Genomic DNA, 25,427 nt, shown 5'->3' with positions numbered 1-25,427 from the left:
AGGCTACGGCTGTGGGGGGCGGTCCGGGGTTCGGGTGCGGCGGCGGGCCAGGTACGTCAGGGCCGACACGAACCCCGCCGCACACAAGCCCCCCACCAGCACCATCAGCGGTACAAGCGACCGCACATCCCACTCCCCGGCCGCATCCAGCCCGTACACCGTCGCCACGCCCAGCACGACGAGCCCCGCCACCAGCTTCCCCGGCTCCACCGGATGCCGCTTCACGAGCGCGTCACCTCCACATTGCCCAGCCCGATCGACAGCCGCAGCTCCAGCGTTCCGCGCGCCGCGCTCGCCCCGCCCTCGGGGTCGATGGTCACGTTCCGTTCCCGCCTCGGCTCGATGTCGATGTCATCGCCCCGTTCGCCCGGCAGCCGGATGTCGCCGAGCCCGGTCCGGATCGTCAGCTTGAGGCGGACGTCCCGTGGCACGGTCACGGCCAGTTTCCCGGCGCCCACGTCGGCGCGGGTCCGGACGGTCTGGTCGTCCGTCAGCCGGAAGCGGTCCAGTTTCAGTTCGCCGACGCCCCCGCCCAGCTCGTACGAGGGCCGTACGGCGCCCGCCGACGCGGGGGCCCAGGTCTCGCGGGACCAGTCGGTCGTGACGGACCGGGGGAGCGCCGTGGCGGCGGCCAGCAGCGCGCAGGTGACGACGGTCATGATGGCGGTCCCCACCCCCGTCCGCCCGTACCAGCAGCTGACCAGCATCCCGAGCCCGAACACCGCCAGCGCGCCCACGAGGCCGATCTCCAGGCTGGTGCCGAGCGGTTGGTGGTGCCAGGACAGCCGCACCCCGGCGGCCGCGACAGCGAGGGCGGCCAGGAAGATCCAGCCGCCGATGGAGGACCGGTCGCGGATCCGCCGGGCCCGCCCCGCCCGCGCGGTGGCCCTGTCGTACGGACCGTCGTCCGGCCCCCACAGATACCCCGCACGCCCCGCCGACCCCGTCGTACCGTCCTTGACGATCGGATCCCGCCACCACGACGGCCCCGGCCCGCCCCGCGTCGGCGGAGCCTTGGCCTCCGGGGGCGCGTCCGCGACGGCCTGCGCCGTGGCCGGGTCCACCGCGCCGCCGCTCTCCGCGTGCCGCCGCTGGTGCGACCAGTAACCGGCGCCGCCCGTCGCGAGGATCAGCATGAAGGAGAACCACATCACGCCGCCGTTGTTGAGCATCGACAGGAACAGCCCGCAGCCGACCAGCGCGCACAGCACCGCCGTCAGCGCCGGGCCCTCGACACGCCCGGAGAGCAGCCGCCGCCCCTCGTTCTCGTCCTCCCCGCCCAGGGGCACGAGCAGCCAGCAGAAGCCGTACACGATCAGACCGAGCCCGCCCGCGAGGGAGAGGACGGACAGGACGATCCGGAAGATCACCGGGTCGAGGTCGCAGTAGCGGCCGAGCCCGCCGCACACCCCTGAGATCATCTTCTGGTCGCGGCTGCGCCGCAGCGGAGCGGCCGCGCCCCGGGGCTCCCCGGAACCGGCCGAGCCCTCGCTGTCGTCCGCCACGGTGGGTGCATCGGTCATGTGTCCATGGTGACAAGACGGTCGTTCCGGCGACATCCGGTGAAACCCTGGGCCTTCCCTGAGATCATCCCCGATGTCGTGGCGACTATCGTGGCGGATCGAACATGCGTGAGATACGCGGGGGATCAGGGCCGCCGTGGAGCGGGAGGGGAGTGCGGTGTCGGACGTAGGGCGGCTGATTGCCGGACGGTACCGGCTGGCCGAACAGATCGGCCGCGGCGGCATGGGTACGGTCTGGCGCGCCGAGGACGAACTGCTGGACCGTCAGGTCGCTCTCAAGCAGCTGCACGTCTCGCCGCACATCACCGAGGAAGAACTGACGACGATGCACGAGCGCACCCGCCGTGAGGCGCGGAGCGCGGCCCGCATCGCCCACCCCAACGTGGTCGTGGTCCATGACGTCGTGGACGACGACGGGCTGCCGTGCATCGTCATGGAGTACGTCCCGTCCACGACCCTCGGCGACCTCCTCAAGGAGGGCGGCACGCTCTCCCCCGTCGAGACCGCCCGCGTCGGCCGCGGCATGATCGCCGCCCTGCGGGCCGCCCACGCGGCGGGCGTCCTGCACCGTGACGTCAAGCCCGGCAACGTGCTGCTGGGCCGTGACGGCCGGGTCGTGCTCACGGACTTCGGCATCGCCATGGCCACCGGCACGTCCACGCTCACCAAGACCGGCGAGGTCGTCGGCTCCATCGACTACATAGCCCCGGAGCGGGTGCGCGGCCGCACCCCCGGCCCGGCGTCCGACCTGTGGGCGCTGGGGGCGACGCTCTATCAGGCGGTGGAGGGCCGGGCTCCGTTCCGTAAGCCGACGCCGATCGAGACCGGGTACGCGATCGCCGTGGACCCCCTGGAGCCGCCGAAGCGGGCGGGCACGCTGGCTCCGCTGATCGAGGCGCTGCTGGAGAAGGAGCCGGAGCGGCGGCCGACGGCGGAGGAGACGGAACGGGCGCTGCGTGGCCCGGCGTCGGAGCCGGAGACGACGACGTATCCGGTGCACGACCGGACGACGCGGACGACGATGGCCCTGACGAAGCTCCGCCCCCAGCCCCCGGCCCCCGAACCGACCCCCCAGCCGCAACACCCCACAAACCCCACACCCTCCACGCACCGAACCCAACAGGTGCCAAGAGTCCCCACCCCGGCTCCCGCTCCCACCCCCGCCCCCGAGCCCGTGACGGCCCCCGTCCCCACACCCATCCCCCCTCCACCGAAGGCCGCCACCCGCCGCAAGACCCGCCGGACCGTCATCGGGACGGCGCTGGCGGTCGTGATGGTGGCGGGCGGCGTCATCGTGTGGTCGAGGGAGGGAGTCACCCCCTCGTTCTCCTCCGACGCGGCCCCCGACACCTCGGCCACGCCCTCGTTCACCCCGTCCCCGGTCCCGAAGGGCTACCACCTGGCGAAGGGCCTCGGCGTCTCCTTCCCGGTCCCCAACACCTGGAAGCCCGACGCCGACGAGGAGGGGATCGTGGACGAGACCCAGGAGATCCGCTACCTCGACCCCGCCAAGATGGGCCGCCTGTCGGTCAACGTCCTGGACTTCGCGTCCAAGGACCAGGTCAAGCACCTTGAGGACGTCGAGACCGCCTTCAAGGCCAGCTTCGCGGAGGACGAGTACGAGCGGACCCGCCTGCAGGAGACCACGTTCCGCGGCATGCCCGCCGCGATCTGGGAGTTCCGCTTCAAGGGCCGCGCCCGCTGGTTCCGGGCGATCGACCTGGGCTTCGGGAACGAGGGCGACAAGGAGTACGCGATCTACCTGAGCGCGCCGGAAGACCAGTGGAGCCAGTACCGCCCGATCTTCGACAAGGTAAGAGACGGCATCCGCCTCCCCTGACCCCCGAGGAACGCCTGCGGCGAGCTGTCCCCCACCCCGCCCCTCCCCGAAACTGGGGCTCCGCCCCAGACCCCGCACCGGGGCTGCGCCCCGGGACCCGGTTGGGGCTCCGCCCCACACCCCGCCGGGGCTCCGCCCCTTGACCCCACCGGGGCTGCGCCCCAGGCCCCTGCAGGGTCTGTGCCCCGGGACCCGGTTGGGGCTCCGCCCCAACGACGCCCCGAGGCTTCGCCCCAGACCCCGCACCGGGGCGGTGTCCCAGGCCCTGCCTCGGGGCTCTGCCCCTGCGGCCCCATGCCGCTGGCCCCGGAGGGCCACTCAGCCGCCCCAGTGCCACGCCAGGGCCGGGGGCGGGCGAAACCCCAGCGGGCCCGGGGTGGAACCCCTGGGCGGGGTCCGGGGCCGGGGTCCAGGGGCGGAGCCCCGGTGGGGGTTTGGGGGCGGAGCCCCCAACGGGGTCTGGGGCGGAGCCCCAGCGGGGGCCGGGGCGGAGCCCCGGGTTCGGGAAGGGGCGGGGTGGGGGACGGCCCGCCGCAGGCGCGGGGCCAGGGCGGAGCTCCGGGTTCGGGAAGGGGCGGGGTGGGGGACGGCCCGCCGCAGGCGCTTGCCCACCCGCCCCGCTCCGGGAACGATCAGGGTCGACCCTGATGTCCGGAACGCGGGGGCCGTGTGACGATCGGGGCATGACCGCCGCCGCACCCCCGACCACCCCCACCGAGCCACCCCCGCGCAAGCTGTACCGCAGCGCCGAGGGCCGACTCCTCGGCGGCGTGGCACGCGGGCTCGCCGGGCATTTGGGGCTGCCGGTCTCCTGGGTACGGATCGCCTTCATCGCGCTGATCATGGCGGAGGGCTTCGGCACCCTCCTCTACGCGCTCTTCTGGTTCATCGTCCCCCTGGGCGTAGGCGGCGTGGGCGAGACGACCCGCCCGCTCACCACCCTCGGCCCGGACGGCCGCCGCCGGATCCTGGCCCGCAGGCCGGAGCGCGGCCAGATCATCGCCCTGGTCGCCCTCTTCATCGGCATGGGCATCTTCGTCCAGGGCTTCCAGCTGGGCCGCGCCAACACCTACATCTGGCCCCTGCTCCTCGTCGGGGCGGGCGTCGCGCTCTTCTGGCGGCAGGCCGACAACGCCCGCCGCGCCCAGTGGGTGGAGCTGAGCCGCAGCAAGCGGGTGCTGCCGCTGGCCCGCGCGGGGGCGGGGGTGGTGCTGGTCGGCGCGGGGGTGACCGGCATCCTCGTCCTGCAGGGCTCGGCCCGGCACCTCGGCGCCGTCCTCCAAGCCGCGCTCGCCGTGATCGTCGGCATCGCGCTGCTGGCGGGCCCGTACGTGATCCGGATGACGCAGGACCTCTCCGAGGAGCGCCTGATGCGCATCCGCGCCCAGGAGCGCGCCGAGGTCGCGGCGCACGTCCACGACTCCGTACTGCACACCCTCACCCTGATCCAGCGCAGCGCCGAGGACCCGCGCGAAGTGGCCCGGCTGGCCCGCGCCCAGGAGCGGGAGCTGCGCGCCTGGCTCTACAAACCGGAGGGCACCGGCAAGGACGAGGCAGAAGAACCGGACACCCTCGCCGAGGCGGTCAAGGCGACGGCGGCGGAGGTCGAGGACCACCACGGCGTCCCGATCGAGGTCGTGGTGGTCGGCGACTGCCCGCTGGACGAGAGACTGGGCGCACAGATGCAGGCCGCACGCGAGGCGATGGTGAACGCCGCCAAGTACGGTGGCGACGGCGGCGCGGTCCAGGTGTTCGCGGAAGTCGAGGGCGCCACGGTCTTCGTCTCGGTACGCGACCACGGCCCGGGCTTCGACCTGGACGCGGTGCCGGACGACCGCATGGGCGTCCGGGAGTCGATCATCGGCAGAATGCAGCGCAACGGCGGCACGGCCAGGCTGAGGTCCGCGCCCGACGGGGGCACGGTAGTGGAGCTGGAGATGGAGAGGGCGGCGACGACATGACCGAGCCAACGGACGGTACGAACGCGACCAGCTCAACGGGCGCACCCGACGCGCCGGACGCCCGCCGGGTCCGCGTCGTCCTCGTCGACGACCACCGCATGTTCCGCACCGGCGTCCAGGCCGAGATCGGCGAGACGGCCCGCACCGGCGTCGAGGTGGTCGGCGAGGCGGCCGACGTCGACCAGGCCGTCACCGTGATCACCGCGACCCGCCCCGAGGTGGTCCTGCTCGACGTCCACCTCCCCGGCGGCGGCGGGGTCGAGGTGCTGCGCCGCAGCGCCGCGCTGATGGCGGCCGCGGAGCGCCCGGTGCGCTTCCTCGCCCTGTCCGTGTCGGACGCCGCCGAGGACGTCATCGGCGTCATCCGTGGCGGCGCCCGCGGCTACGTCACGAAGACGATCACCGGCACCGACCTGGTCGACGCGATCTTCCGCGTCTCCGAGGGCGACGCGGTGTTCTCCCCGCGCCTCGCCGGTTTCGTCCTGGACGCCTTCGCCTCCACCGACGCCCCGCCCGTGGACGAGGACATGGACCGCCTCACCCAGCGCGAACGCGAGGTGCTGCGCTTGATCGCGCGCGGCTACGCCTACAAGGAGATCGCCAAGCAGCTGTTCATCTCGGTGAAGACGGTGGAGAGCCACGTCTCGGCGGTCCTGCGCAAGCTCCAGCTCTCCAACCGCCATGAACTCACCCGCTGGGCCACCGCCCGCCGCCTGGTCTGACGCCGACGCCGACGCCGACGCCGACAGCAAGCGGCGGGGAACGTTCCGGCGGGCGGCCGCGTTGCCCCAGGGCCCGTTCACGTCGCTGCCCTGGGAGCATCGTGCCCGCAACCACGCCCGCCACCTCCACCACCGTCCCCGCACCTCCGGCACCCCCGGCCCTGAGCGCGCAGGCCGAGCGGCTGATCGAGCTGGGGGTGCACGAGATCGCCGGGTTGCCCGCCGCCGAGATCCGTACGTTCGCCCGCGACGCCCAGGCCGCCCAAGCCGCCCAGGCCGTCTCGGGCGGCGCGGGTGGCGAGGGCGCCCTGCTCGCCGTTCACCCGGACCGAGCCCCCGCCTCCGCCCTCGCGCCGCTGCTCCGGCGCGGTGACAAGCCGGGTTTCGTCGTCACCGACATGCCCGACGTCGACCTCTTCGCCCCGCTCGACACGGTCGCGTTGCCCGATGCCCCGCTCTACCTGCTCACCGGCCTCGACCGTGGCGACCAGCTGGCCAACTGGAGCCCGAACGAGGCGCTGCCGGACCTCACCGCCAAGGCCCGCACCCCGTTGCTGCTCACCGAGGGCGTGCACTGGGTGCTGCAGCAGCCCGCCGTTCTGGAGCGCAACCACTGCTTCATGACCATCGGCTCCCGACTGCGCAAAGCAGACGGCGCCCTGGACTCCCGCACCCCGGCGATCTGGATCAGCAACGGCACCGGACGGGACGGCCGCGAGCGCCGCGACGCCCCCAAGCTGGGCTGGTGCTGGGCGAACAACCGCCACACCTGGCTGGGCTTCGCCTCCGCGACGGGTCGCCTGTCCGCCGTCTAGGCGACCCCCTCGACCAGATGCGCGGCGATCGCGCGCGGCAACTCCTCACGGCACGCCTCCGCGTCGTCCGCCGCCCAGCAGACGTAGCCGTCAGGACGCAGGAGCAACACACCCGCGCCCAGGTCGGTTTCGGCCGGGGACTTCGCACGTACGAGGTCGACTCGTCCCGGTAGCCGTACGTCGTCCGGGACGAGCCCGGCCACGTCCAGCAGCACGGCGTGGCCCGCGCCGAAGAGCGCCGAGAGCCGGGTCGGTCCGGCCGGGGTGACCAGTTCGGCGTCCGGGACCCGGTGCCCGGTGAGGGGGTGCGCGCCGAGTACGTCGTAGCGCAGCGCCAGCCCGGAAATCAGGCCGGACAGATACTGGTTGGTGTCGGGCAGCCGCATCAGGTCGGTGAAGATATCCCGCAGGGCCGCCACGTCCTCGCTGGGGCGCGGGTCCGCCAGCACCCGCTGGGCCGAGGTGTGGTGCAGCACCCGGGCCGCGACCGGGTGCCGTTCGGCGTGGTAGCTGTCCAGCAGCCCGGCAGGTGCCCGGCCCTGGATGGTCGCGGCCAGCTTCCAGCCCAGGTTGAACGCGTCCTGCACGCCCAGGTTCAACCCCTGGGCGCCCAGCGGCGGGTGGATGTGCGCGGCGTCCCCGGCGAACAGCACCCTGCCTTCCCGGTACCGCTCGACCTGCCGCGTCGCGTCCGAGAACCGAGAGGAGTTGTCCACCCCGCCGAGGACCGTCTCCTCCCCGTACACGGCCCGCAGCGCGGCGGAGATCTCCTCCTCGCCGACCGGGGTGTCCCGGGTGAGGTCCGCCGGGTCTTCGCTCCCGGAGGCTTCGTACGCCCCGTAGGTGAACCGGTAGCGGTCGTCGCCGAGCGGGATGAGCATGGACCAGTAGCCGTTGGCCTGGCGCGTCAGCGTGCTGATCTGCGCCCGCTCGCGCGGCACCAGCGACGACGCTGCCGACAGCCGGATGTCGGCGAGCACGGCCAGATACGTACCGGGCCGCCCCGGGAACGGCACCCCGAGCGTCTTGCGCACGGCGCTGCGGCCCCCGTCGCACGCCACCAGATACCGCGCCCGCACCCGTGGCCCGCCGTCCGCCGTGGTCACGGTCACCCCGTCGTCGTCCGCCTCGACGGCCGTCACGGCGGCGCCCCGCCGTACCCCCGCGCCGAGGGCGGTGGCCCGCTCCTCCAGCACCTCTTCGATCTCCCACTGCGGGAGCATGACCGGGGACGGATGCCGGGTGTCCCAGGGCCCGCAGTCCAGCGGCACCGGCAGCAGCGCGAAGTTCGCGCCGACCGGAGGGCCGGGGATCGCCCGGCGTCGCATCGCTTCCAGCAGCCCGCGCGACTCCAGCAACTCGGCCGTACGGGCCTGGATCGCGCCGCCCTTCGTCTGCCGGTTGCGGCTGGGCAGCTTCTCCAGCACCAGCGTCCTGACCCCGGCCAGCGCCAGTTCGTGCGCCAGCGCCAGCCCGGTCGGTCCGGCCCCCACGACCACGACGTCCGTCTCGATCCCCGTCTCGTTCATCCCACACTTCCCCTCATTCGCTGCACTCAGTATATTTCTACACCAGGTGCAGAAATATTCCAAGTGCAGTTTGGTGGGGTAGCTTGAACGAGTGACGACGACCGACAAGCCCGGACTGCGCGAACTCAAGAAGCAGCGCACGCGCACCGCGATCTCCGACGCCGCCATCGACCTCTTCCTCGACCGCGGCTTCGCCCATGTCTCCGTCGCCGAGATCGCCCACGCCGCCGAGGTCTCCAAGCGCACGCTCTTCGCGTACTTCCCGACCAAGGAAGACCTCGTGGTGCACCGCATGGCCGACCACGAGCAGGAAGCGGCGCGCGTGGTCCGCGATCGCCCCGCGCACACCACCCCGCTCACCGCCCTGCGCGACCACTTCCTCGACGGCCTGCGCCGCCGCGACCCGATCACCGGCATCAGCGACCACCCAGCGGCCATCAGCCTCACCGAGCTGATCTTCGAGACCCCGGCCCTCATCGACCGCATGCAGCGCTTCAAGGCGGGCGGCGAACAGGCCCTCGCCGAGGCCCTGCGCGAGACCAGCGACGCGCCGGACCTCACCGCCCGCATGGCCGCCGTCCAGATCATCGGCGTCCAATGGGCGCTGTCCACCGACAACTTCCAGCGCCTGGTGGACGGCGAGACCGCCGACGCCCGCTACCCGGGCGCCGTACGCGACGCCGAGCAGGCCTTCGACCTGCTGGCGAACGGCCTCGCGGCGCTCACCTAGCCACGGTCAACTTCAGCTCGAACCACACCGTCTTGCCGATGCCGCACGCCCTCGGATGCGCGTCCCACGCGTCCGCGAGCGCCGCGATCAGCTCCAGCCCCCGCCCCGACTCGTCCTCCGCCGTCGCCTGGCGCGGCCGAGGCATCACCTCGCTCGCGTCCGACACCTCGACCCGCAGTTTCCCGTCACGCACTACGCAGCGTGCGCGGACCTCCCGACCAGGGGAAACGCGCGCGTGGCGGCAGGCGTTGGTCACCAGCTCGCTGATCAGCAACACGGCGACCTCCGCCTGTGCCTCCGCGATCTGCCACGTACGAGCCTGCTCACGCAGCAGCGCCCGCGCCCGCCCAACGCTGCGGGGGTGGCGGGGGAGCCGCCATTCGATGTCCATCGGAAGTGGGGGAGTTGGTGCATTCATGACCGGAATGCTGCTGGTCAGGCGTAGTGTGCCGCAGTAACGACGTCGGTACGCAGCGTATGCGTACCGCAGGTGCCTCAGGGAGAGAGGGCGCGATGAGTGTGATGGAGGGTGGTTCGCAGACGCCGATGTCCTGGCGGTACTGCGGAAACCAGATCAAACTGTGGCGCATGCAGGCCGGGGTCAGCCGCGAGGCGCTGGGCAAAGAGGCCAACTACGAGTACGAGACCATCAAGTCCATGGAGCAGGGCCGCCGAAAGCCCGCGCTGCGGTTGCTTCAGGTCGCGGACCAGATGTTCGGGGCGCGGGGGCTGTTGCTCGCCGGTCAGGAGTACCTGAAGCCGGATAAGTTCGCGTCGTACTCGGAGGACTTCATCCGGTACGAGGCTGAGGCGGTCGTCCTCAACGGATTCGAGCCTCAGCACATTCCAGGACTCCTGCAAACCGGGGAAACGGTCCGAGCGCTGCTCCAGGCACACTGTCCGGTCCTGGACGACGAGACGATCGAGGCGAGAGTCGCGGCCCGGCTGGAGCGACACTCCCTGCTGGACAAGCAGACGAAGGCGTTCAACTTCGTGATCGGGGAGGCGGCGTTGCGCTACCCGGTCGACGAGTACGACGTGCACAAGCGGCAGCTGCAGCACCTGCTGGACATGGGAGAACGACGCAATGTGACCATCCAGGTCTTGCCGTTCGGGGGAGCCCACCCGGGCCTCAACGGACCGTTCGTCCTGCTGGAAACCCCCGAGCACGAGCACCTTGCGTACGTAGAAGCCCAAGAGACCGGGATCTTGTCCTCAGACCCGGCGAAGGTCAGCGTCATCGCCCAGCGGCATGCCATGATCATTCGGCGAGCCCTCAGTCCTGAGGATTCGGCAGACTTCATCAGAAAGTTGGCGGAGGAGCTATGAGCGACCAGCTCGCGTGGTTCAAGTCCAGCTACAGCGACACTGGCGGCGGCAACTGCGTCGAGGTCGCCCTGTCCTGGCGTAAGTCCAGCTACAGCGACACCCAAGGCGGCGCCTGCGTAGAGGTTGCAGCCCCCTGGGGCAAGTCCAGCTACAGCAACAGCGAGGGGGGCGAGTGTGTCGAGGTCAGCACCTGCCCGCACACCATCCACGTCCGCGACTCAAAGCGCGGGGCGGCCAGCCCCCAGCTGGCCCTGGCCCCCGGCGCCTGGGCGGAGTTCATAGCTTTCGCCTCCGCCTCCGCTGCCGTCAGCCCCGCTTGATCGCCACGCCTCCGTACATCGCGACTTCCTCGTCCCGGACCCCCTCAGCCGTGGCGTCCGGGCGCCAGTGGTGGAGCAGGGTCACGCCGGGGTCGATCAGTTCCAGGCCGTCGAAGAACCGCTCGGCCTCGGCCTTGTCCCTGATCTGGAGGGGGATACCGCGCTCGTTGTACTCGCGGCCGACCCCCGCGACCGCTTCAGGCGCCGTGTCGCCGCTGAAGATGGTCATGGCCAGCGCGCTGCCCGGCGCCAGCTCGGCCATCAACTGCCGTACCAGGCCCTGCGGATCGTCCTCGTCCATGACGAAGTGCACGATCGAGATCAGGGACAGCACGACCGGCTGCTTCAAGTCCAGGGTGTTGTGCAGCTGGTCCGCGTCGAGGATGGAGTCGAGGTCGCGGATGTCGGCGTCGATGTACTCGGTTCGTCCCTCCGGCGTACTCGTCATCAGGTGACGGGCATGGGTGAGGACGATGGGGTCGTTGTCGACGTACACGACCCGAGCGTCGGGGGCGATCTCCTGCGCGACCTCGTGGAGGTTCGGGGAGGTCGGGATGCCGGTGCCGATGTCCAGGAACTGGCGGATGCCGTGCTCCCGCACCAGGTCACGGACCGACCGGTGCATGAAGTTGCGCGCCTGCTTCATGGACGTCGGCAGGCTGGGCCACGCCTTCGCGGACGCGTCACCGGCGGCGCGGTCGGGTGCGTAGTTGGTCTTACCGCCCATGAGGTAGTCGTAGACGCGGGCGGAGTGCGGTATGTCGGTGCGGAGGTCGACCCGAGGCTGGGCGAACTCCGACCTCGATGACATCCAGTCTGTTCCTGACATCTCATGCGCCCCGATCGTCAATCTGCGGCAATCAGCTGACCAATTGCGGTCGTAGGCCATCGTAGGAGGCGCCGAGCCTCGCCCGCCGAGACCTGTGCGCATTTATCTAAGGAACGGTGCGCTGGCACAGAGATGAGGCGGGTTGAGCTTCGGGCGCCGAGGTCTGAGCGCTCTTTTCGAGGAACGGGCGGGTTGAATAACCCACCCACCCTCCCTCTCCATCCGCGCACATAATGTGACCGGGTTGCCACGCACGGTGGCATCGGTCTAGCGTTCGCGGCAACAAGCAAACGGCCCCGGCGGTGCGCCAACACCAATCCGGGGCCTGACCTACAAGATCGAAAGACCGTCGATCTCATGGCTTCAGCCGACTTTAGCCCTGCCCCGCACGCCTCCGCACACCCCCAGGCCAACCCCGGCTACGGCAAACGGAGCGCACCCCGCCAATCCCCTCGTCGCGCGGACGACTTCGCACACCTGCCCAAGCGTGAGGCGTCCATCGCCGCGTACATCGACCGGTTGCCGGACGGTGCCGCGATTGACGCCAAAACGCTCGCCAAGTGCCTCCCCGACTACGGCCAGATGGCCTGCGCGACCGCGCTGCGGCGGCTGTCGGAGGCCGGTCATCTGCGGCGCGTCCGCGAGCACCACATCACGGAGGACGGGGCGCGCTGGGTGACCCGTACGTTCTTCTCCCGGACGGCGCGCGGGGAGGAGTGGTGGGAGGCGTTCGTACGCGGCGACGACGCGCCCGCGCCCGAGCCCGGGCCCCGCCCCGCTGTCGTACGTACGTCAGCCGCGCCCACCAGGACCCTCGCGTACGACACGCTGGCGTCCCTCGGCCGTACGGACCCCCGGATGACCCTCTCGGCCGCCGACTGCACCCGCCTCGAACCCCTCGCCGCGATCTGGCTGGCGCGCGACCCCGACCCCGCCCGCCTCGTCCAGGCGCTGACGTCCGGCCTCCCTGTGCAAGTGCACAGCCCGGCCGCGCTGGCCCGCACCCGGCTGGAGGCCAAGCTGCCGCCGGAGCCCGTACGGGAGCCCGTACCGGAGCCCCGGTCGGAGATCACCATCCGCCGCCTCCTGGAATGCACCGACTGCGGCCGCCCCGGCCCACCCGCCGCCCTCCCCGGCGGCCTCTGCCGCCCCTGCCGGGGCACGCCGGAACCGCCGCCGCCGGGCGGCATCGACGTTCACGACTGGGCCGACCGGCTGCGAGCCGCTGCCCGCAACGCGAAGGGATGACCGAATGACCTTGCAGGACGCGCCGCCCGATGTCGGGGCACCATGGGTGCGAGGAGGCGAACCCATGACCCCTGGCATCACCGATCGGCCGCAGATGAGCATCGAGGAGTTCGAGCAGCTCGCCCGCACGGCGCCGGAAACCGTCACGCTCGAATTCATCAACGGAAAGCTAGAGGTCAAGCCCGTGCCGGACGGGACTCATGGGGCGATCGTCGTATGGCTCCTCAAGCAGTGCATGCAGCACCGGCCCGAACTCGTCTTGCACCCGGAGCAGGGGCTGAAGATCGAGGCGTACCGCAGCGGTCGGGCCCGCGCGGATGGCGCCCTCGCGCCCGAGGACCATTTCGTCGGCCAGGGCGAATGGGCCGATCCGGCGGGCGTTCTGATGGCCGTCGAGGTCACCTCCCACGACACGGACGCGAACCGGCGTGACCACGTGGACAAGCCCGATGGCTACGCGGCTGCGGGCATCCCCGTGTACCTCCTCGTCGACCGCGACACGTGCACGCTCGTCGTCTACAGCGAGCCGCTGCGCGGGAGGTACCGCAACCGGAGGGTCTCGGCCTACGGCGAGACAGTCGAGCTGCCTGATCCCGTCGGGATCAGCCTCAAGACCGAGAAGCTCAAGGACTACGCCTCGTGAGGAGCGGAGATCCGGAGGCGGACGCCGCCGATGCCGCTGCGCAGGAGGTCGCGAAAAGGCAGCGCCGACAGGAACTCTTCGACGCGATCGACAGCGGAGAGATCGACCTGACCTATGACGCTCGCGCCGACGCGGCATCCGGGCCGCGTGACCAGGTGCCTGGGTGAGCCATCGCTACCGGCGTGCTCGGCCGGGCTATCGGTCAAGCCGATGTGAGGGCGGTCCGTGGCCGACCGCGAACCCGCGGATGTGACCATCAGGTCGGATGAGCGCCTCGTGATCATCCCAGGGGTCATGCTCCGCTCGGCGAAGCCGGACATTGCCGATGCTTGACCGGAGCCTTCTTGAGCTGCCCCCTGCCCAGGGGGAGCGGCTGGCCGTCGCCGACTACCGGGCCGACTTCCGGGTGCATCGTGGCGCGATCCGCGACGCGGACTCCTGGAAGTTCGAGCGGCAGCAGGATTTCGAAGACAAGGGAGATAGCTGGGAGGCCTTCTGCCAGGGCCGTTGGGAGGAAACGCTGCGGCTCTTTGAGGAGAGGCGGGAGAGCCTTCTTGAAGGCGTCCGGCAGGATCAGGAGCGCAACACCGTCTTTCACCGGGTCCGGGTTGTCGAAGAGCCGCTGACCCCCTATCTGCAATGGGAACTGCACTCGTTCCGGGTGCAGGCCGAGTCCGGGAAGAAGATCCGCGTCATCGGCCCCGGAGCGTGGAGCGCGCTGGAGGCGGACGGCCCGCTGCCCGAAGTCGTCGTGGTCGGCGGGCAGGTGCTCTACCGGGTCCGCTACAACGAGGCAGGCGCCCTGGACGGGGCCATCCGATTCCGTGACCCTGACCTGATCAAGCGCTGGGAGGGCTTCATCGGGCAGCTCTACGAAGACGGGGAGGACCTGTTGCCCTACTTCGAACGCCAGGTGGCACACCTTCCTCCGCCACAGATGAAAGCGGAGTAGGACGATCAACGAGGACGACGCACCACCAGAGGGGTGCCCGGAGGATACGGACAACGATCTGTCGGGCTCCGCCCGCGACGTCATACAGGCCGGAGCCATCAGCGGTGGCGTCCACTTCCACAGCGGACCGGCACCGGGTGGCGCCCCCGCCAAGGTCGTGCCGCGACAACTGCCCGCCGATGTAAGGGGCTTCGTCAACCGCGCCGATGAGCTGCACCGCCTGGACGCGATCCTGGCCGAAAGGGACGGCGGAGACACGGTCGTCGTCGCGCTCTGCGTCGTCGCGGGGACGGCGGGTGCGGGGAAGACCTCGCTGGCCCTGCGCTGGGCGCACCAGGTGAAGGCCCACTTCCCCGACGGCCAGCTCTACGTCAACCTGCGGGGCTACGACCCCGGCGAGCCGGTCACCGCGCAAGAGGCGCTGCACCGTTTCCTCACCGGGCTCGGCGTTCCCGCGAACGCTGTGCCCACGAACACCGAGTCCGCTGCCGGGCTGTTCCGGTCTCTGCTGGCCGACCGCCGGATCCTCATCGTCCTGGACAACGCCGCGGCCGCCGCCCAGGTGCGGCCCCTGCTGCCCGGTCACTCCGGCTGTCTCGTCGTCGTCACCAGCCGTGGGCGGCTGTCCGGGCTCTCCGTACGGGACGGGGCGCACCGCATCACCCTCGGCACCCTCCCCGAACTCGAAGCCGTGGCCCTGCTGCGGGCCGTGACCTCCGGCTACCGGCCCGAGGACAACGCGGAGAAGCTGGCCGAACTCGCCCGGCTCTGCGCCCGCCTGCTCCCGAGTTCGGGATCGCGGCCGTCGCCGCCCTGGCCGGGATCAGCGGGCGTACGGCCCGGCAGTCGCTGGACGTTCTCGTCGGCGCGCATCTGCTGGAACAGACGGCCCCGGACCGCTTCGCCTTCCACGATCTGCTCCGGGCCTACGCGACCGATCAGGCCCGGCTGGAGGAGACGCCCGACAGCCGTGCCGCAGCGTCGCGGCGCGTCCTGGACTGGTATCTGCACACCGCCGACGCCGTACAGGGCCTGATGGCGCCCGCCCGCGACCGGCTCGCCCTCGAACAGGCGGACGAGCAGGTCGTCCCGCTGTCGTTCGCCGATCACGACCAGGCCGTCGACTGGGCCGAGCGGGAGCGGACCAACCTCCTCGCCGCCGTACGCGCCGCCGAGACCGCCGGACTCGACCGGTACGCGTGGCAGTTGGCCCTGGTGCTGTGGAGCGTCCGGGCGCCGTCCGCTCCCGTCGCGGAATGGCTGACGGCGGGGGAGATCGGCCTGGGTGCCGTACGCCGTGTCGGCGACCGCGCCGGGGAAGCGGGGCTTCTGCAGAGCCTGGGCTTCACCTACCGCCAGCTCAACCGCCTTGACGAAAGCCAGAACGCACACCAAGAGGCGCTGACGATCCGGCGCGAACTGGACGACGCGCAGGGCGAGGCCGCCGCGCTGAACGCCTTGGGCCTGATCGCGCTGCGCACGAGGCGGCTGGACGACGCCGAGGGCCATTTCACCCACGCCCTGGATCTCTTCCGGGACTTCGGTGCCGAGCATTGGGAAGCCGTGACGCGGTCCAATCTGGCGACGGTGTTCTTGGATGCGGGGAGCCCGGCGGATGCGGCGAACCAACTCGATCAGGCCCTGGCCGTCCACCGCAGGATGGGGAACAAGCGCAGCGCGGGCAACGCCCTGCGGCTTCGGAGCGCGGTGCTTCGCGCACGCGGGGAGCCGGAGGAGGCCGTTCAAGCGGCCCAGGACGCCGTGGACATCGCGCTGGAGCTACGCGATCGCGTAGCGGAGGCGTACTGGCTGCTCTACCTGGGCGATGCCCAGCAAGCCGTCGGCGGGTTCGCGGAGGCGCTGATCTCGTACCAGCGCTCCGCCGTCCTGCACCGCCGCCTCGGGGATCGTGCCCGCGAAGCCCTCGCCTGGCAGGGCACCGGCGAGACGTACCGGCGCCTCGGCCGCGACGCCGAGGCCGCCGCCTTCCACCGCCGGGCGGCCGCCGTGCAGGAGGAGCTGGGCGACGCGTGGCAGCAGGCCATCGCGCTGGACGGCCTCGCCGCCGCCTCGCTGAGCGCCGGGGAGAGTGAGGGCCACCGGCACTGGAGTGACGCCCTGCGCGCCCTGGACGGATACCGGGACGCGCGGGCGCTGAGGCTGCGGACGGACATCGAAGCGCGCCTGGCGGGCGTCAGCAGCCCCAGCGACTCGTCATAGCGCACCGCCTTGGTCGTCACACCCGCCCGGCGGGCCGGTAAGGTCAAGCCCCCGGCATGGCGGGGGCTTGACTCTCACACCGTGTGAGGCCGTGGACTGAGAGACATCATGTTCACCATCGGAGATTTCGCCCGGCACGGGCGGGTGTCGGTCCGGATGCTGCGCCACTACGACGCGACCGGACTGCTGCACCCCGCCCGCGTCGATCCCGCCACCGGCTACCGGTACTACACCGCTGCCCAGCTCGCCCGCCTCAACCGCCTCATCGCCCTCAAAGACCTCGGCTTCACCCTTCAGCAGATCCGGGAGATCCTGGAGGAGAAGGTCACCACCGAGGAGCTGCGGACCATGCTGCGGGTGCGGCAGGCGGACCTGGAGGCCGCGATGACGGCCGTGGCGGCCCGGCTGGTTCGGGTCGAGGCGAGGCTCCGGTCGATCGAGAGCGAGGGACACATGTCTCCCAACGATGTCGCGGTGAAGAGCCTGCCGAGCGTCCGCGTCGCCGAGCTGACCGGTGTGGCGACCGGCTTCGACGCCATCGGACCCGTCATCCAGCCGCTGTACGGGGAACTGCTGCCGCGCCTGGCGGCGGCGGGGATCACGCCGACCGGGCCCGGGGTCGCGTACTACGAGGACGCCCCGGACGGCGGTGTCCTCATCCACGCCGGGATCGAGGTCGCGGCCCCGGTGGGGGAGGACGACGGCCTGCGGGTCGTGGACCTGCCGCCGGTCGAAGCGGCGGCGGCGATCGTCCACCGGGGTTCGATGGAGACGGTCCTGCCGACCATCCAGACCCTGGGCCGCTGGATCGAGGCCAACGGCTACCGGTCGGCCGGATACCCCCGGGAGATCTACCTGGAGTGCCCGGAGAACCACGACGAGTGGGTGACCGAGCTACAGGAGCCGATCGCGGCGGGCTGAGCGCGCAGGGGCGATCACAGCAGGGCCGATCACAAGGCGGGCGGGATGCGGCCGGAGCTGACCATCTCGATCAGATCCTCCGCGTCGGTGCTCATCCGCTTATCGCCGCCGTACACCGCGCGCAGTTCGCGTTCGGATTGGACCGACTCCGTCGCGGATGCCGGGTTGGGGATGATGAGGCCGTTCGGCAGTGGCTTGCCGGTCATGCTCTCCCAGACGTCGGACGCGAAGCTCGCGCAGTTGTATGTGGCGAGGCTGTACTTGGCGTCCTTCCTGGCGAACGCCGCCTGGTAGCCCCGCAGTACGGCGTCGAGCCCGACACTCTCCGTCTTCTGCTCCTTGTCGCCCCCGTGGTTGTCCGGGCAGATGATTTCGCCCGGGACGCTGCGGACGGAGGGCGTCTGCGGATAGAACCCGAACTCCGTCGAATCACCGAGCGGGGAGGTGACTTCGATCCAGACGTGACCCACCTCGTCCTCGTTGCGGAACGCGTGGCTCGTCCAGGGCGCACCGGGATCGATCTTCGCTTTGACCGTCCACGCCTTGCCCTGTGCTTCCGGCGCGTTCATGCCCTGCCGGATCAGAGTGCGCAGCGCCCTGAGGGATTTGTGGAAGGGCAGTGCGTCGTCCTGCTCGGTCACCGTGGCGTTGGAGTCCGCGTCCGAGTCCGAATCCGAGTCCCACTCGAATACGGACCGTGGCTCCTGGGCCGCCGACGGGGCCGTCGCCTGAGTGGTCGACTGAGCCGTCGACTCTTCCGCGGGCATCCGCTGGACGGCGGGCAGCGTGGCGGAAGCCTGCCGACCGCCGCGCATCATGTGCACCGCGGCCGCGTTGCCCGCGGCGGACTGGACGTACGACAGGGTGGCCGGATCGGACGGCGCCGTCCGCAGGCCGGGCAGCAACGGCTCGGGGGACACTGCGCGGGCGGGAGGCCGGACACGCCCGCGCACGCCATCGCCCTGTCGTTCCTCGCGGGTACGCATAGACGTTCTTACCTCCCGCCCCTACCGTTGCCCACGGGCGACGCCCAGGGGAACGGCCGTCCGTACCTTCCTGAGGGCAATCACGGTGCCCGAACGGACCGGCCAGGCCGGTGAGTCCTCAGCTAGGCCGGGCGGGCCGCGCCCGCGAAGGGCATCTGGTCGATCGGGGCCACCCGGACCGGAGCGCCGGGGCGCGGCGCGTGGATCATCTGGCCGTTGCCGATGTAGAGGCCGACATGGCTGATGCCGGAGTAGAAGAAGACCAGGTCACCGGGGGCGAGTTCGCCGCGCGAGATGCGGCGGCCGGTGTTGATCTGGGTGTAGGTGGTACGCGGCAGGGCCACCCCGGCGGCGTGCCAGGCGGCCTGGGTGAGCCCTGAGCAGTCGTAGCCGTGCGGCCCGGTCGCGCCCCAGACGTACGGCTTGCCGATCGCCCCGTACGCGAAGGAGATGGCGCGGGCCGCCCGGCCGCCCGTCCGGGCGGAGGCGCTGTGCCGGGGCGCTGACGCGGTACGGGCGTCGTCCTGGGCGGCGGCGTCGCGCAGGCGGTCGCGCTGTTCGCGGGTCAGCTTCGTCAGCAGCGCGTCGGCCGCGGCCAGCTTCTCCTGGACCGTGTGCTTGTGGCGGGACGCGGCAGCCTGCGCGGTACGCAGCGTACGGAGGCGGCCGGTCGCCTCGTCCCGGACCCGGCGCAGGGACCGCTCCTCGCGGGTGATGCGCGCGATCGTCGCCGCCTGGCGGTCGCCCGCGCGGTCGGCGAGCGAGGCGCGCTGGAGGTACTGGCCGGGGGAGGAGGAGAGGGCCAGCTGAAGGGCGGGGGCGACGGTGCCGGAGCGGTACTGGGCGGTGGCGAAGGCGCCGAGGGCGTTACGTGCCGTGTTGAGGCGGGCGGTGCGGCGGCCCGCCTCGTCGCGTAACCGGTGGAGCGACCGCCGCGCCTTGTCGGTCGCGGCCCGGGCGCCGTCGTACTTCTCGGTGGCCTCCTCCGCCTCCCGCTGGTACGCGTCGACCTTCGCCTTCACCTGGGCGGACGTCAGACGGGGCTCGGCGTGCCCGACGCCCGGGAGGACGGTCGCGGAGGCGGCGCCCGCGAGGGCGAGGGTCGCGGCGGTCCGGAAGGTGGTGGTCCGGATGGTGGTGGTCCGGAGGGCGGTGCCGGTGAGCGACGTGCGGTGCCGCTGCTTCGGCTTCGTGGGGGGCTGCGGCGCCACTGCGGCGACTCACCTTTCGTACGGGATCGTGCTTCTTGTGAGGGGAAGGTAGGCCGGTCGGTGGCGCGGCGCGCTGGGATGAACGGAGGTGGACGGATTCGTCCCCCGGTGGCGTCTGCTGATCACGAGGACGGCGTGGGGTGGGCGGGATCGGGGCGGCTGTGACCGATGTGCCGATCAGGGTGCACCCGGGTGACTGGCGGTGATATGTGCGGCGCTAGTCTCCGGTGCCATGGACGTAGTCATCAATGTGTTCGTCGGCCTGCACATCGTCGGCATCGCCGCGCTGCTGGGCGGCTTCCTCTCCCAGCTCACGGCGGTACGCGGGGGCGGCGCGCGGATGACGCCGGGGATGCTGCACGGCGCCCTGACCATGCTGGTCACGGGCGCCGCGCTGGTCGGGCTGAACCAGGCGGACGATCAGACCGTGAACACGGTCAAGATCGGCGTGAAGCTGGCGCTGCTGGTCGTGATCCTGGGGCTGGTGTACGTGAAGCGGGACGAGGAGAAGGTGGAGCCCGCGGTGTTCGGCGCGGTCGGCGCGCTGACGACGGTGAACATCTTCATCGCCGTGCTCTGGACCTGACCGTTTGGACCTGACCGCCCGACCCCTGCTCCTGACAGTCCATCAGTTTGTCTCACGCCGCCGCGCCCCCGACCAGGGGGCGCGAAGGGGCGGAATGGGGGAAATCGCACCTGTAAGCGCAACCCGACGCACCCTTCGACTGTCTTACCCGTCAAGGGCAAGCCCGGAGGGAGCGCGCAATGGGGGCAGAGGGAAGATTCGCGGCATGGCGCCGCCGTACGGCGGTCGCGTTGGGTATGGCGGGCATGGTGGTGCCGCTGACCGTCGCACTCGGTGCGGCACCGGCGCAGGCGGCGACGGCGTGTACGGCGAGCACGGGTCCGTATCAGAAGCAGGTGGAGAAGTTCCTCGGTCGTCCCGTCGACGGTCGGCAGTCCTCGGGGGACTGCCGCGCGACGCGGACGTTCCAGATCAACCACGGCATCAGCCCGACCATCGGCTACGCGGGCCCCGTCACCTGGGGCGTCATGAAGCTGATCAACGCGCAGAACGCGGCGGGGCGTAACCCCAACGCGGCGCGCAAGTGCCCCACCAACAAGGGCCGCATCGCCTGCGTCGACCTCACTCGCCAGCTCAGCTGGGTGCAGGACGGCTCACGGCTGGTGTTCGGGCCGGTGCCGGTGCGCACCGGGCGGGACAAGTACGAGACCCGCACCGGGCTGAAGAAGATCTACTGGCGGAACAAGAACCACTGGTCGACGATTTACGACGTGGCCATGCCGTACAGCCAGTTCTTCGACGGCGGTCAGGCCTTCCACTCCATCGCGGGAAGCGTCTGGTCCCCGCCCGGCTCCCACGGCTGCGTCAACATGCGCTCCGGCGACGCCAAGAAGTACTGGAGCCTGTTGCGGAACGGGGACGACGTGTACGTGTACGGCCGCAAGCCGGGCACGTAACCGGGAAACAGCGGCTGCCCGGGCACGTGGCCGGGCAGCCGCACCGGACCTATGCGGGCCGGACGCTCCCGTAGATCGGCATCTCGGTGATCGGCGCCTTCTTCACCACGTCGCCCGGCTTCGGGGCGTGGATCATCATGCCGTCGCCGATGTAGAGCCCGACGTGGCTGATGTCGTCGTAGAAGAAGACGAGATCACCGGGTTTGAGTTCGGAGGTCGAGACGCGCGTACCGGCCTTCACCTGGTCCCACGTGGTGCGCGGCAGCGAGACACCGGCGGCCTTCCAGGCGGCCTGGGTGAGCCCTGAGCAGTCGTAGGAGTTGGGCCCGGTGGCGCCCCAGACGTACGGCTTGCCGAGCTGCGACTCCGCGAAGTCGATCGCCTTGGCCGCCTTGGTGCCGGTGGTGGTGCTTCCGGAACCGGTGCCGGTGCCCGTGCCCGTGCTGGAACCGGAACCGGAAGAGGAAGCGCCGCTCGACGGCTGCTCCTGCTCCTGCCGCTGCTTCTCCTTGGCCGCCGCCTCCCGCTGCTTCTCGGCCAGCTCGGCCGCCTTGCGCCGCGCCTCCTCGTCCTTCTTCTTCTCGATCGCCGCCAGCCGCGCCTTCTCCTTGGCGGTCAGGTTGGCCAGCAGCTGCCGGGCCTGCGTGAGCTTGTCCTGGACGGACTTCTTCTTGGTCTTCAGCTCGCGCTGGGTCTCGGTCAGCGACGCCAGGCTCTGCGCGGCCTCGCGGCGCTCCTTGGCGGCCTTCGCCGCCTGCGTCTGGAAGTCGTCGACGGCCCGCTTCTGCGAACCGGCCATCCGGCTCATCAGATGGGACTGGTCGAAGAGGTCCTGCGGGTCGTTGGAGAACAGCAGGCTCGCGGCGCTCGACGTCATGCCGCCGTCGCGGTACTGGGCCGCGGCGTACGTGCCGAGCGTGCGGCGGGCCTCGTTGAGCTTCTCCGTGTTCTCGGCGACCTTGTCCAGCAGCCGGTTGACCTTGGTGGCCTGCTGCTCGGAGCGCTCCTTGGCGGAGTTGTAGTGCTGGGTGGCGGTTTCCGCCTGGTGGTAGAGCGAGTCCACCTTCTCCTTGACCGCCTCGATCGACTGCGTGGTGCCGGGCTTCGGGTCGCCCGGGGCGGCGTTCGCGGTCTGGGACAGGAGGGTGACGGAGGCGAGGGCGGCGGTGGTGAATCCGACGGCCGTGCGGCGCCCGGTGGACGAGGCGTAGGTGGGTATTCGGGTCCGCGGCTTGCGGTGCGACGCCAAGGGAGGCGCTCCTTCCGTGGACCGCCTACCGGGTTAGCTGTCGGGTTCGGGCGGTACGGAAGGTTGCCCTACGGCCGTGCGCGGGCGGGACGGTCACGTCGTACATGCCGTACGTACGTGTCGTACCGCGCAGCTCGGGCCGATTCACCCCATGTTGCGTTGTGGGTCCCCGGCTCCGGGCGCTTTGCGGCGTGGCCGGACTCGGCGGAGGCCGCCCGGGCCGACGCGGTTCGCCGACGGGTGTACGGACTGCCTGAGGGAGGACCGTAGCCAACTCGTGGGGCTCCTGTGAAGGCTGTTGGCCGATATGCCCGAAACCGTTTCGTGACATCCATATGCGGTCCATGCGTAGGCTGTCAGTGCGGCCGCCTAGACTCGGTGAGCGATGAGCAGCCTCTTTGACGACAGCTTCCTGGCGAATCTCGGGCCTCCGGACGAGGAGCCCCCGCCGCCCGAGGATTCCGCACACCCGGGCCCGGCCGATCACTCCGGCGGTGATCCCGGCGGCGGTTCCGGCGGTGAAGAGGTGCCGCACCACCTCTTCACGGGCGCCTTCGACGCGCCGGTGCCGAGCGGCGCCCCCAGAGAGGCGTACTACCGGGACGGCGCGCCGCGCCCCGCCATCGACCCGGCGGCGCTCCTGGAGGGGCTGAACGAGCAGCAGCGGGCCGCCGTGGAGCACACCGGCTCGCCGCTGCTGATCGTCGCGGGGGCCGGGTCCGGCAAGACCCGGGTGCTCACCCACCGCATCGCGTATCTGCTCGGCACCCGCCATGTGCACCCCGGCCAGATCCTCGCCATCACCTTCACCAACAAGGCGGCGGGCGAGATGAAGGAGCGGGTCGAGGAGCTGGTCGGCCCGCGCGCGAACGCCATGTGGGTGATGACGTTCCACAGCGCGTGCGTGCGCATCCTGCGCCGCGAGTCGAAGAAGCTGGGCTTCACCTCATCGTTCTCGATCTACGACGCCGCCGACTCGAAGCGGCTGATGGCGCTGGTGTGCCGGGATCTCGACCTCGACCCGAAGAAGTTCCCGCCGAAGTCGTTCAGCGCCAAGATCTCCAACCTGAAGAACGAGCTGATCGACGAGGAGACCTTCGCCGGGCAAGCGGCGGACGGCTTCGAGAAGACGCTCGCCGAGGCGTACGCGATGTACCAGTCGCGGCTGCGCGAGGCCAACGCCCTCGACTTCGACGACATCATCATGACCACGGTCAACCTGCTCCAGGCGTTCCCGGACGTCTCCGAGCACTACCGCCGCCGCTTCCGGCACGTCATGGTCGACGAGTACCAGGACACCAACCACGCTCAGTACACGCTGGTGCGCGAGCTGGTCGGCACGGACACCGAAGACGTGGCGGCCGGGGAGCTGTGCGTCGTGGGCGACGCCGACCAGTCGATCTACGCGTTCCGGGGCGCCACGATCCGTAACATCCTCCAGTTCGAGGAGGACTACCCCACCGCGCGGACGATCCTGCTGGAGCAGAACTACCGCTCCACCCAGACCATCCTGAGCGCGGCCAACGCCGTCATCGAGCGCAACGAGAACCGCCGCCCGAAGAACCTGTGGACCGAGGCGGGCACCGGCGCCACCATCACCGGCTACGTCGCCGACACCGAGCACGACGAGGCCCAGTTCGTCGCCGACGAGATCGACCGGCTGACGGACGCGGGGGACGCCCGCGCCGGGGACGTCGCGGTCTTCTACCGCACCAACGCCCAGTCCCGTGTCTTCGAGGAAATCTTCATCCGGGTCGGCCTGCCGTACAAGGTCGTCGGCGGCGTCCGCTTCTACGAGCGCAAGGAGGTCCGCGACGTCCTCGCGTACCTGCGCGTGCTGGCCAACCCCGAGGACGCCGTACCGCTGCGCCGCATCATGAACGTGCCCAAGCGCGGCATCGGCGACCGCGCGGAAGCGATGATCGACGCGCTCGCGTCGCGCGAGAAGATCACCTTCCCGCAGGCGCTGCGCCGCGTCGACGAGGCGTACGGCATGGCGGCCCGCTCGGCGAACGCGGTCAAGCGGTTCAACACGCTCATGGAGGAGCTGCGGACCATCGTGGAGTCGGGCGCGGGCCCGGCGACCGTCCTGGAGGCCGTGCTGGAGCGCACCGGCTATCTGGCGGAGCTGCAGGCGTCCACCGATCCGCAGGACGAGACCCGTATCGAGAACCTCCAGGAGCTGGCGTCGGTGGCGCTGGAGTTCGAGCAGGACCGGGGCGAGGAGAACCCCGGCACGCTCGCGGAGTTCCTGGAGCAGGTCGCGCTCGTCGCCGACTCCGACCAGATCCCGGACGAGGACGAGGAGGGCGCCGGGGTCATCACGCTGATGACGCTGCACACGGCCAAGGGGCTGGAGTTCCCGGTGGTCTTCCTCAGCGGCATGGAGGACGGGGTCTTCCCGCACATGCGCGCGCTCGGCCAGACCAAGGAGCTGGAGGAGGAGCGGCGGCTGGCGTACGTCGGGATCACGCGCGCCCGCGAGCGGCTGTATCTGTCCCGGTCGACGATGCGCAGCGCCTGGGGCACGCCCGCGTACAACCCGCCGTCCCGCTTCCTGGAGGAGATCCCCGACCAGTACGTGCAGTGGCGGCGCACCGGGCCCGCGACCCCGTCGGCGACGATGGGCGCCATGACGTCGGGCGGCGGGGGAGGGCTGTCGTCGTCGCGTTCGCGGGGCGGGTCCTCCGCGTCCGGTTTCGCGACGCGGCGGGCGAAGGACCGTCCGGTGGTCTCCCTGGCCATCGGGGACCGGGTGACGCACGACTCGTTCGGGCTCGGCACGGTGGTGGCCGTGAAGGGCGCCGGGGACAACGCGGAGGCGACGATCGACTTCGGCGGCGAGAAGCCGAAGCGGCTGCTGCTGCGGTACGCGCCGGTCGAAAAGCTCTGAGCGTTTGGGTTTGGTGGGCGGGGG

The 25,427-nt window shown here is 71.1% G+C and carries 25 protein-coding genes and 1 riboswitch; of the genes, 17 read left to right on the top strand and 8 right to left on the bottom strand.

Annotation, left to right across the window (positions count from 1 at the left end):
- Positions 1–3: 3 nt before the first annotated feature.
- Together ACWC5C_RS06535 and ACWC5C_RS06530 are read right to left on the bottom strand one after the other, a co-directional pair.
- On the bottom strand, positions 4–225 hold the full coding sequence (locus tag ACWC5C_RS06535; RefSeq protein ID WP_450874325.1) for a hypothetical protein: 222 nt from the start codon (positions 223–225) through the stop codon (positions 4–6).
- The gene (locus ACWC5C_RS06530) at positions 222–1,523 is read right to left on the bottom strand and encodes a PspC domain-containing protein (protein ID WP_450874323.1); all 1,302 of its coding nucleotides are present in this window, start codon (positions 1,521–1,523) and stop codon (positions 222–224) included. The genes ACWC5C_RS06535 and ACWC5C_RS06530 overlap by 4 nt, the downstream gene beginning before the upstream one ends.
- Positions 1,524–1,680: 157 nt before the next feature.
- Here ACWC5C_RS06530 and ACWC5C_RS06525 point away from each other — a divergent pair, with 157 nt between their 5' ends.
- The 4 genes from ACWC5C_RS06525 to ACWC5C_RS06510 all read left to right on the top strand — a co-directional run bounded on the left by ACWC5C_RS06525 (position 1,681) and on the right by ACWC5C_RS06510 (position 6,861).
- Positions 1,681–3,363 carry a serine/threonine-protein kinase gene (locus ACWC5C_RS06525; protein WP_450874321.1) on the top strand — a complete coding sequence of 561 codons (1,683 nt, stop codon included), beginning with the start codon at positions 1,681–1,683 and terminating at the stop codon, positions 3,361–3,363.
- Positions 3,364–4,046: 683 nt separating this feature from the next.
- Complete coding sequence (locus tag ACWC5C_RS06520) at positions 4,047–5,324, top strand: PspC domain-containing protein (RefSeq protein ID WP_450874319.1); 1,278 nt, start codon at positions 4,047–4,049, stop codon at positions 5,322–5,324.
- A complete protein-coding gene (locus ACWC5C_RS06515; protein WP_450874317.1) occupies positions 5,321–6,046 on the top strand; it encodes a LuxR C-terminal-related transcriptional regulator in 726 nt (241 codons plus the stop codon). The genes ACWC5C_RS06520 and ACWC5C_RS06515 overlap by 4 nt, the downstream gene beginning before the upstream one ends.
- A 101-nt stretch (positions 6,047–6,147) precedes the next feature.
- Positions 6,148–6,861 (top strand): DUF5701 family protein, encoded by a 714-nt coding sequence (locus ACWC5C_RS06510; protein WP_450874315.1) that lies wholly within the window; start codon positions 6,148–6,150, stop codon positions 6,859–6,861.
- On the opposite strand, the gene ACWC5C_RS06505 is transcribed toward ACWC5C_RS06510, so the two are convergent.
- Complete coding sequence (locus ACWC5C_RS06505; protein ID WP_450874313.1) at positions 6,858–8,390, bottom strand: FAD-dependent monooxygenase; 1,533 nt, start codon at positions 8,388–8,390, stop codon at positions 6,858–6,860. The genes ACWC5C_RS06510 and ACWC5C_RS06505 overlap by 4 nt on opposite strands.
- 91 nt (positions 8,391–8,481) lie before the next feature.
- Here ACWC5C_RS06505 and ACWC5C_RS06500 point away from each other — a divergent pair, with 91 nt between their 5' ends.
- Positions 8,482–9,120 carry a TetR/AcrR family transcriptional regulator gene (locus ACWC5C_RS06500; protein WP_450874311.1) on the top strand — a complete coding sequence of 213 codons (639 nt, stop codon included), beginning with the start codon at positions 8,482–8,484 and terminating at the stop codon, positions 9,118–9,120.
- Here ACWC5C_RS06500 and ACWC5C_RS06495 read toward each other — a convergent pair.
- Entirely contained in the window at positions 9,113–9,538 is a 426-nt protein-coding gene (locus tag ACWC5C_RS06495) for an ATP-binding protein (RefSeq protein ID WP_450874309.1), read from the bottom strand. The genes ACWC5C_RS06500 and ACWC5C_RS06495 overlap by 8 nt on opposite strands.
- 170 nt (positions 9,539–9,708) lie before the next feature.
- Here ACWC5C_RS06495 and ACWC5C_RS06490 point away from each other — a divergent pair, with 170 nt between their 5' ends.
- Together ACWC5C_RS06490 and ACWC5C_RS06485 are read left to right on the top strand one after the other, a co-directional pair.
- Positions 9,709–10,449 carry a DUF5753 domain-containing protein gene (locus ACWC5C_RS06490; RefSeq protein WP_450874307.1) on the top strand — a complete coding sequence of 247 codons (741 nt, stop codon included), beginning with the start codon at positions 9,709–9,711 and terminating at the stop codon, positions 10,447–10,449.
- A complete protein-coding gene (locus ACWC5C_RS06485; protein ID WP_450874305.1) occupies positions 10,446–10,769 on the top strand; it encodes a DUF397 domain-containing protein in 324 nt (107 codons plus the stop codon). The genes ACWC5C_RS06490 and ACWC5C_RS06485 overlap by 4 nt, the downstream gene beginning before the upstream one ends.
- On the opposite strand, the gene ACWC5C_RS06480 is transcribed toward ACWC5C_RS06485, so the two are convergent.
- Positions 10,756–11,580: an SAM-dependent methyltransferase gene (locus ACWC5C_RS06480; protein ID WP_450874303.1), complete on the bottom strand. Its 825-nt coding sequence runs from the start codon at positions 11,578–11,580 to the stop codon at positions 10,756–10,758. The two genes, ACWC5C_RS06485 and ACWC5C_RS06480, sit on opposite strands and share 14 nt — an antisense overlap.
- 375 nt (positions 11,581–11,955) lie before the next feature.
- On the opposite strand from ACWC5C_RS06480, the gene ACWC5C_RS06475 reads away from it, so the two are divergent.
- The 7 genes from ACWC5C_RS06475 to ACWC5C_RS06445 all read left to right on the top strand — a co-directional run bounded on the left by ACWC5C_RS06475 (position 11,956) and on the right by ACWC5C_RS06445 (position 17,582).
- Positions 11,956–12,846: a hypothetical protein gene (locus ACWC5C_RS06475; RefSeq protein ID WP_450874301.1), complete on the top strand. Its 891-nt coding sequence runs from the start codon at positions 11,956–11,958 to the stop codon at positions 12,844–12,846.
- Between the two features lie 64 nt (positions 12,847–12,910).
- Entirely contained in the window at positions 12,911–13,489 is a 579-nt protein-coding gene (locus ACWC5C_RS06470; RefSeq protein ID WP_450874699.1) for a Uma2 family endonuclease, read from the top strand.
- Positions 13,486–13,656 (top strand): hypothetical protein, encoded by a 171-nt coding sequence (locus tag ACWC5C_RS06465; protein WP_450874299.1) that lies wholly within the window; start codon positions 13,486–13,488, stop codon positions 13,654–13,656. Before ACWC5C_RS06470 ends, ACWC5C_RS06465 begins: the two co-directional genes overlap by 4 nt.
- A 158-nt stretch (positions 13,657–13,814) precedes the next feature.
- Positions 13,815–14,441: a DUF6879 family protein gene (locus ACWC5C_RS06460; RefSeq protein ID WP_450874297.1), complete on the top strand. Its 627-nt coding sequence runs from the start codon at positions 13,815–13,817 to the stop codon at positions 14,439–14,441.
- A gap of 157 nt (positions 14,442–14,598) precedes the next feature.
- Positions 14,599–15,477, top strand: a complete 879-nt coding sequence (locus ACWC5C_RS06455) for an AAA family ATPase (protein WP_450874295.1) — start codon at positions 14,599–14,601, stop codon at positions 15,475–15,477.
- Positions 15,477–16,661, top strand: a complete 1,185-nt coding sequence (locus ACWC5C_RS06450) for a tetratricopeptide repeat protein (protein WP_450874293.1) — start codon at positions 15,477–15,479, stop codon at positions 16,659–16,661. The genes ACWC5C_RS06455 and ACWC5C_RS06450 overlap by 1 nt, the downstream gene beginning before the upstream one ends.
- A 108-nt stretch (positions 16,662–16,769) precedes the next feature.
- Positions 16,770–17,582, top strand: a complete 813-nt coding sequence (locus tag ACWC5C_RS06445) for a MerR family transcriptional regulator (protein WP_450874291.1) — start codon at positions 16,770–16,772, stop codon at positions 17,580–17,582.
- A gap of 29 nt (positions 17,583–17,611) precedes the next feature.
- Here the strand turns inward: ACWC5C_RS06445 and ACWC5C_RS06440 are convergent, their stop codons facing one another.
- A complete protein-coding gene (locus ACWC5C_RS06440; protein ID WP_450874289.1) occupies positions 17,612–18,502 on the bottom strand; it encodes a hypothetical protein in 891 nt (296 codons plus the stop codon).
- Between the two features lie 188 nt (positions 18,503–18,690).
- Positions 18,691–19,779, bottom strand: coding sequence for an NlpC/P60 family protein (locus ACWC5C_RS06435; protein ID WP_450874287.1), 1,089 nt, complete (start codon positions 19,777–19,779; stop codon positions 18,691–18,693).
- 232 nt (positions 19,780–20,011) lie between these two features.
- Here ACWC5C_RS06435 and ACWC5C_RS06430 point away from each other — a divergent pair, with 232 nt between their 5' ends.
- Together ACWC5C_RS06430 and ACWC5C_RS06425 are read left to right on the top strand one after the other, a co-directional pair.
- Positions 20,012–20,365, top strand: a complete 354-nt coding sequence (locus ACWC5C_RS06430; protein WP_385438882.1) for a hypothetical protein — start codon at positions 20,012–20,014, stop codon at positions 20,363–20,365.
- Between the two features lie 245 nt (positions 20,366–20,610).
- Complete coding sequence (locus ACWC5C_RS06425; RefSeq protein ID WP_450874698.1) at positions 20,611–21,261, top strand: L,D-transpeptidase family protein; 651 nt, start codon at positions 20,611–20,613, stop codon at positions 21,259–21,261.
- A gap of 49 nt (positions 21,262–21,310) precedes the next feature.
- On the opposite strand, the gene ACWC5C_RS06420 is transcribed toward ACWC5C_RS06425, so the two are convergent.
- Positions 21,311–22,510, bottom strand: coding sequence for an NlpC/P60 family protein (locus tag ACWC5C_RS06420; RefSeq protein ID WP_450874285.1), 1,200 nt, complete (start codon positions 22,508–22,510; stop codon positions 21,311–21,313).
- Between the two features lie 7 nt (positions 22,511–22,517).
- A riboswitch (cyclic di-AMP (ydaO/yuaA leader) is annotated at positions 22,518–22,712 on the bottom strand.
- A 183-nt stretch (positions 22,713–22,895) separates the two neighbouring features.
- Between ACWC5C_RS06420 and pcrA the strand changes: the two genes are divergently transcribed.
- On the top strand, positions 22,896–25,403 hold the full coding sequence (gene pcrA, locus ACWC5C_RS06415; protein ID WP_450874283.1) for a DNA helicase PcrA: 2,508 nt from the start codon (positions 22,896–22,898) through the stop codon (positions 25,401–25,403).
- Positions 25,404–25,427 lie beyond the last annotated feature (24 nt).

The sequence above is a fragment of the Streptomyces sp. NPDC001700 genome (assembly GCF_053596435.1).
Note: the sequence above shows the minus strand (reverse complement) of the source record. Positions and strands in the feature narration are given on the sequence as shown.

Bases quoted from the DNA above. Each gene is read 5' to 3' on its own strand.
- ACWC5C_RS06445 (WP_450874291.1), top strand. From the start codon at position 16,770: ATGTTCACCATCGGAGATTTCGCCCGGCACGGGCGGGTGTCGGTCCGG.
- ACWC5C_RS06485 (WP_450874305.1), top strand. From the start codon at position 10,446: ATGAGCGACCAGCTCGCGTGGTTCAAGTCCAGCTACAGCGACACTGGC.
- ACWC5C_RS06530 (WP_450874323.1), bottom strand. From the start codon at position 1,523: ATGACCGATGCACCCACCGTGGCGGACGACAGCGAGGGCTCGGCCGGT.
- ACWC5C_RS06460 (WP_450874297.1), top strand. From the start codon at position 13,815: ATGCTTGACCGGAGCCTTCTTGAGCTGCCCCCTGCCCAGGGGGAGCGG.
- ACWC5C_RS06515 (WP_450874317.1), top strand. From the start codon at position 5,321: ATGACCGAGCCAACGGACGGTACGAACGCGACCAGCTCAACGGGCGCA.
- ACWC5C_RS06425 (WP_450874698.1), top strand. From the start codon at position 20,611: ATGGTGGTGCCGCTGACCGTCGCACTCGGTGCGGCACCGGCGCAGGCG.
- ACWC5C_RS06450 (WP_450874293.1), top strand. From the start codon at position 15,477: ATGGCGCCCGCCCGCGACCGGCTCGCCCTCGAACAGGCGGACGAGCAG.
- ACWC5C_RS06490 (WP_450874307.1), top strand. From the start codon at position 9,709: ATGCAGGCCGGGGTCAGCCGCGAGGCGCTGGGCAAAGAGGCCAACTAC.
- ACWC5C_RS06520 (WP_450874319.1), top strand. From the start codon at position 4,047: ATGACCGCCGCCGCACCCCCGACCACCCCCACCGAGCCACCCCCGCGC.
- ACWC5C_RS06430 (WP_385438882.1), top strand. From the start codon at position 20,012: ATGGACGTAGTCATCAATGTGTTCGTCGGCCTGCACATCGTCGGCATC.
- ACWC5C_RS06480 (WP_450874303.1), bottom strand. From the start codon at position 11,580: ATGTCATCGAGGTCGGAGTTCGCCCAGCCTCGGGTCGACCTCCGCACC.
- ACWC5C_RS06470 (WP_450874699.1), top strand. From the start codon at position 12,911: ATGACCCCTGGCATCACCGATCGGCCGCAGATGAGCATCGAGGAGTTC.
- ACWC5C_RS06505 (WP_450874313.1), bottom strand. From the start codon at position 8,390: ATGAACGAGACGGGGATCGAGACGGACGTCGTGGTCGTGGGGGCCGGA.
- ACWC5C_RS06475 (WP_450874301.1), top strand. From the start codon at position 11,956: ATGGCTTCAGCCGACTTTAGCCCTGCCCCGCACGCCTCCGCACACCCC.
- pcrA (WP_450874283.1), top strand. From the start codon at position 22,896: ATGAGCAGCCTCTTTGACGACAGCTTCCTGGCGAATCTCGGGCCTCCG.
- ACWC5C_RS06495 (WP_450874309.1), bottom strand. From the start codon at position 9,538: ATGAATGCACCAACTCCCCCACTTCCGATGGACATCGAATGGCGGCTC.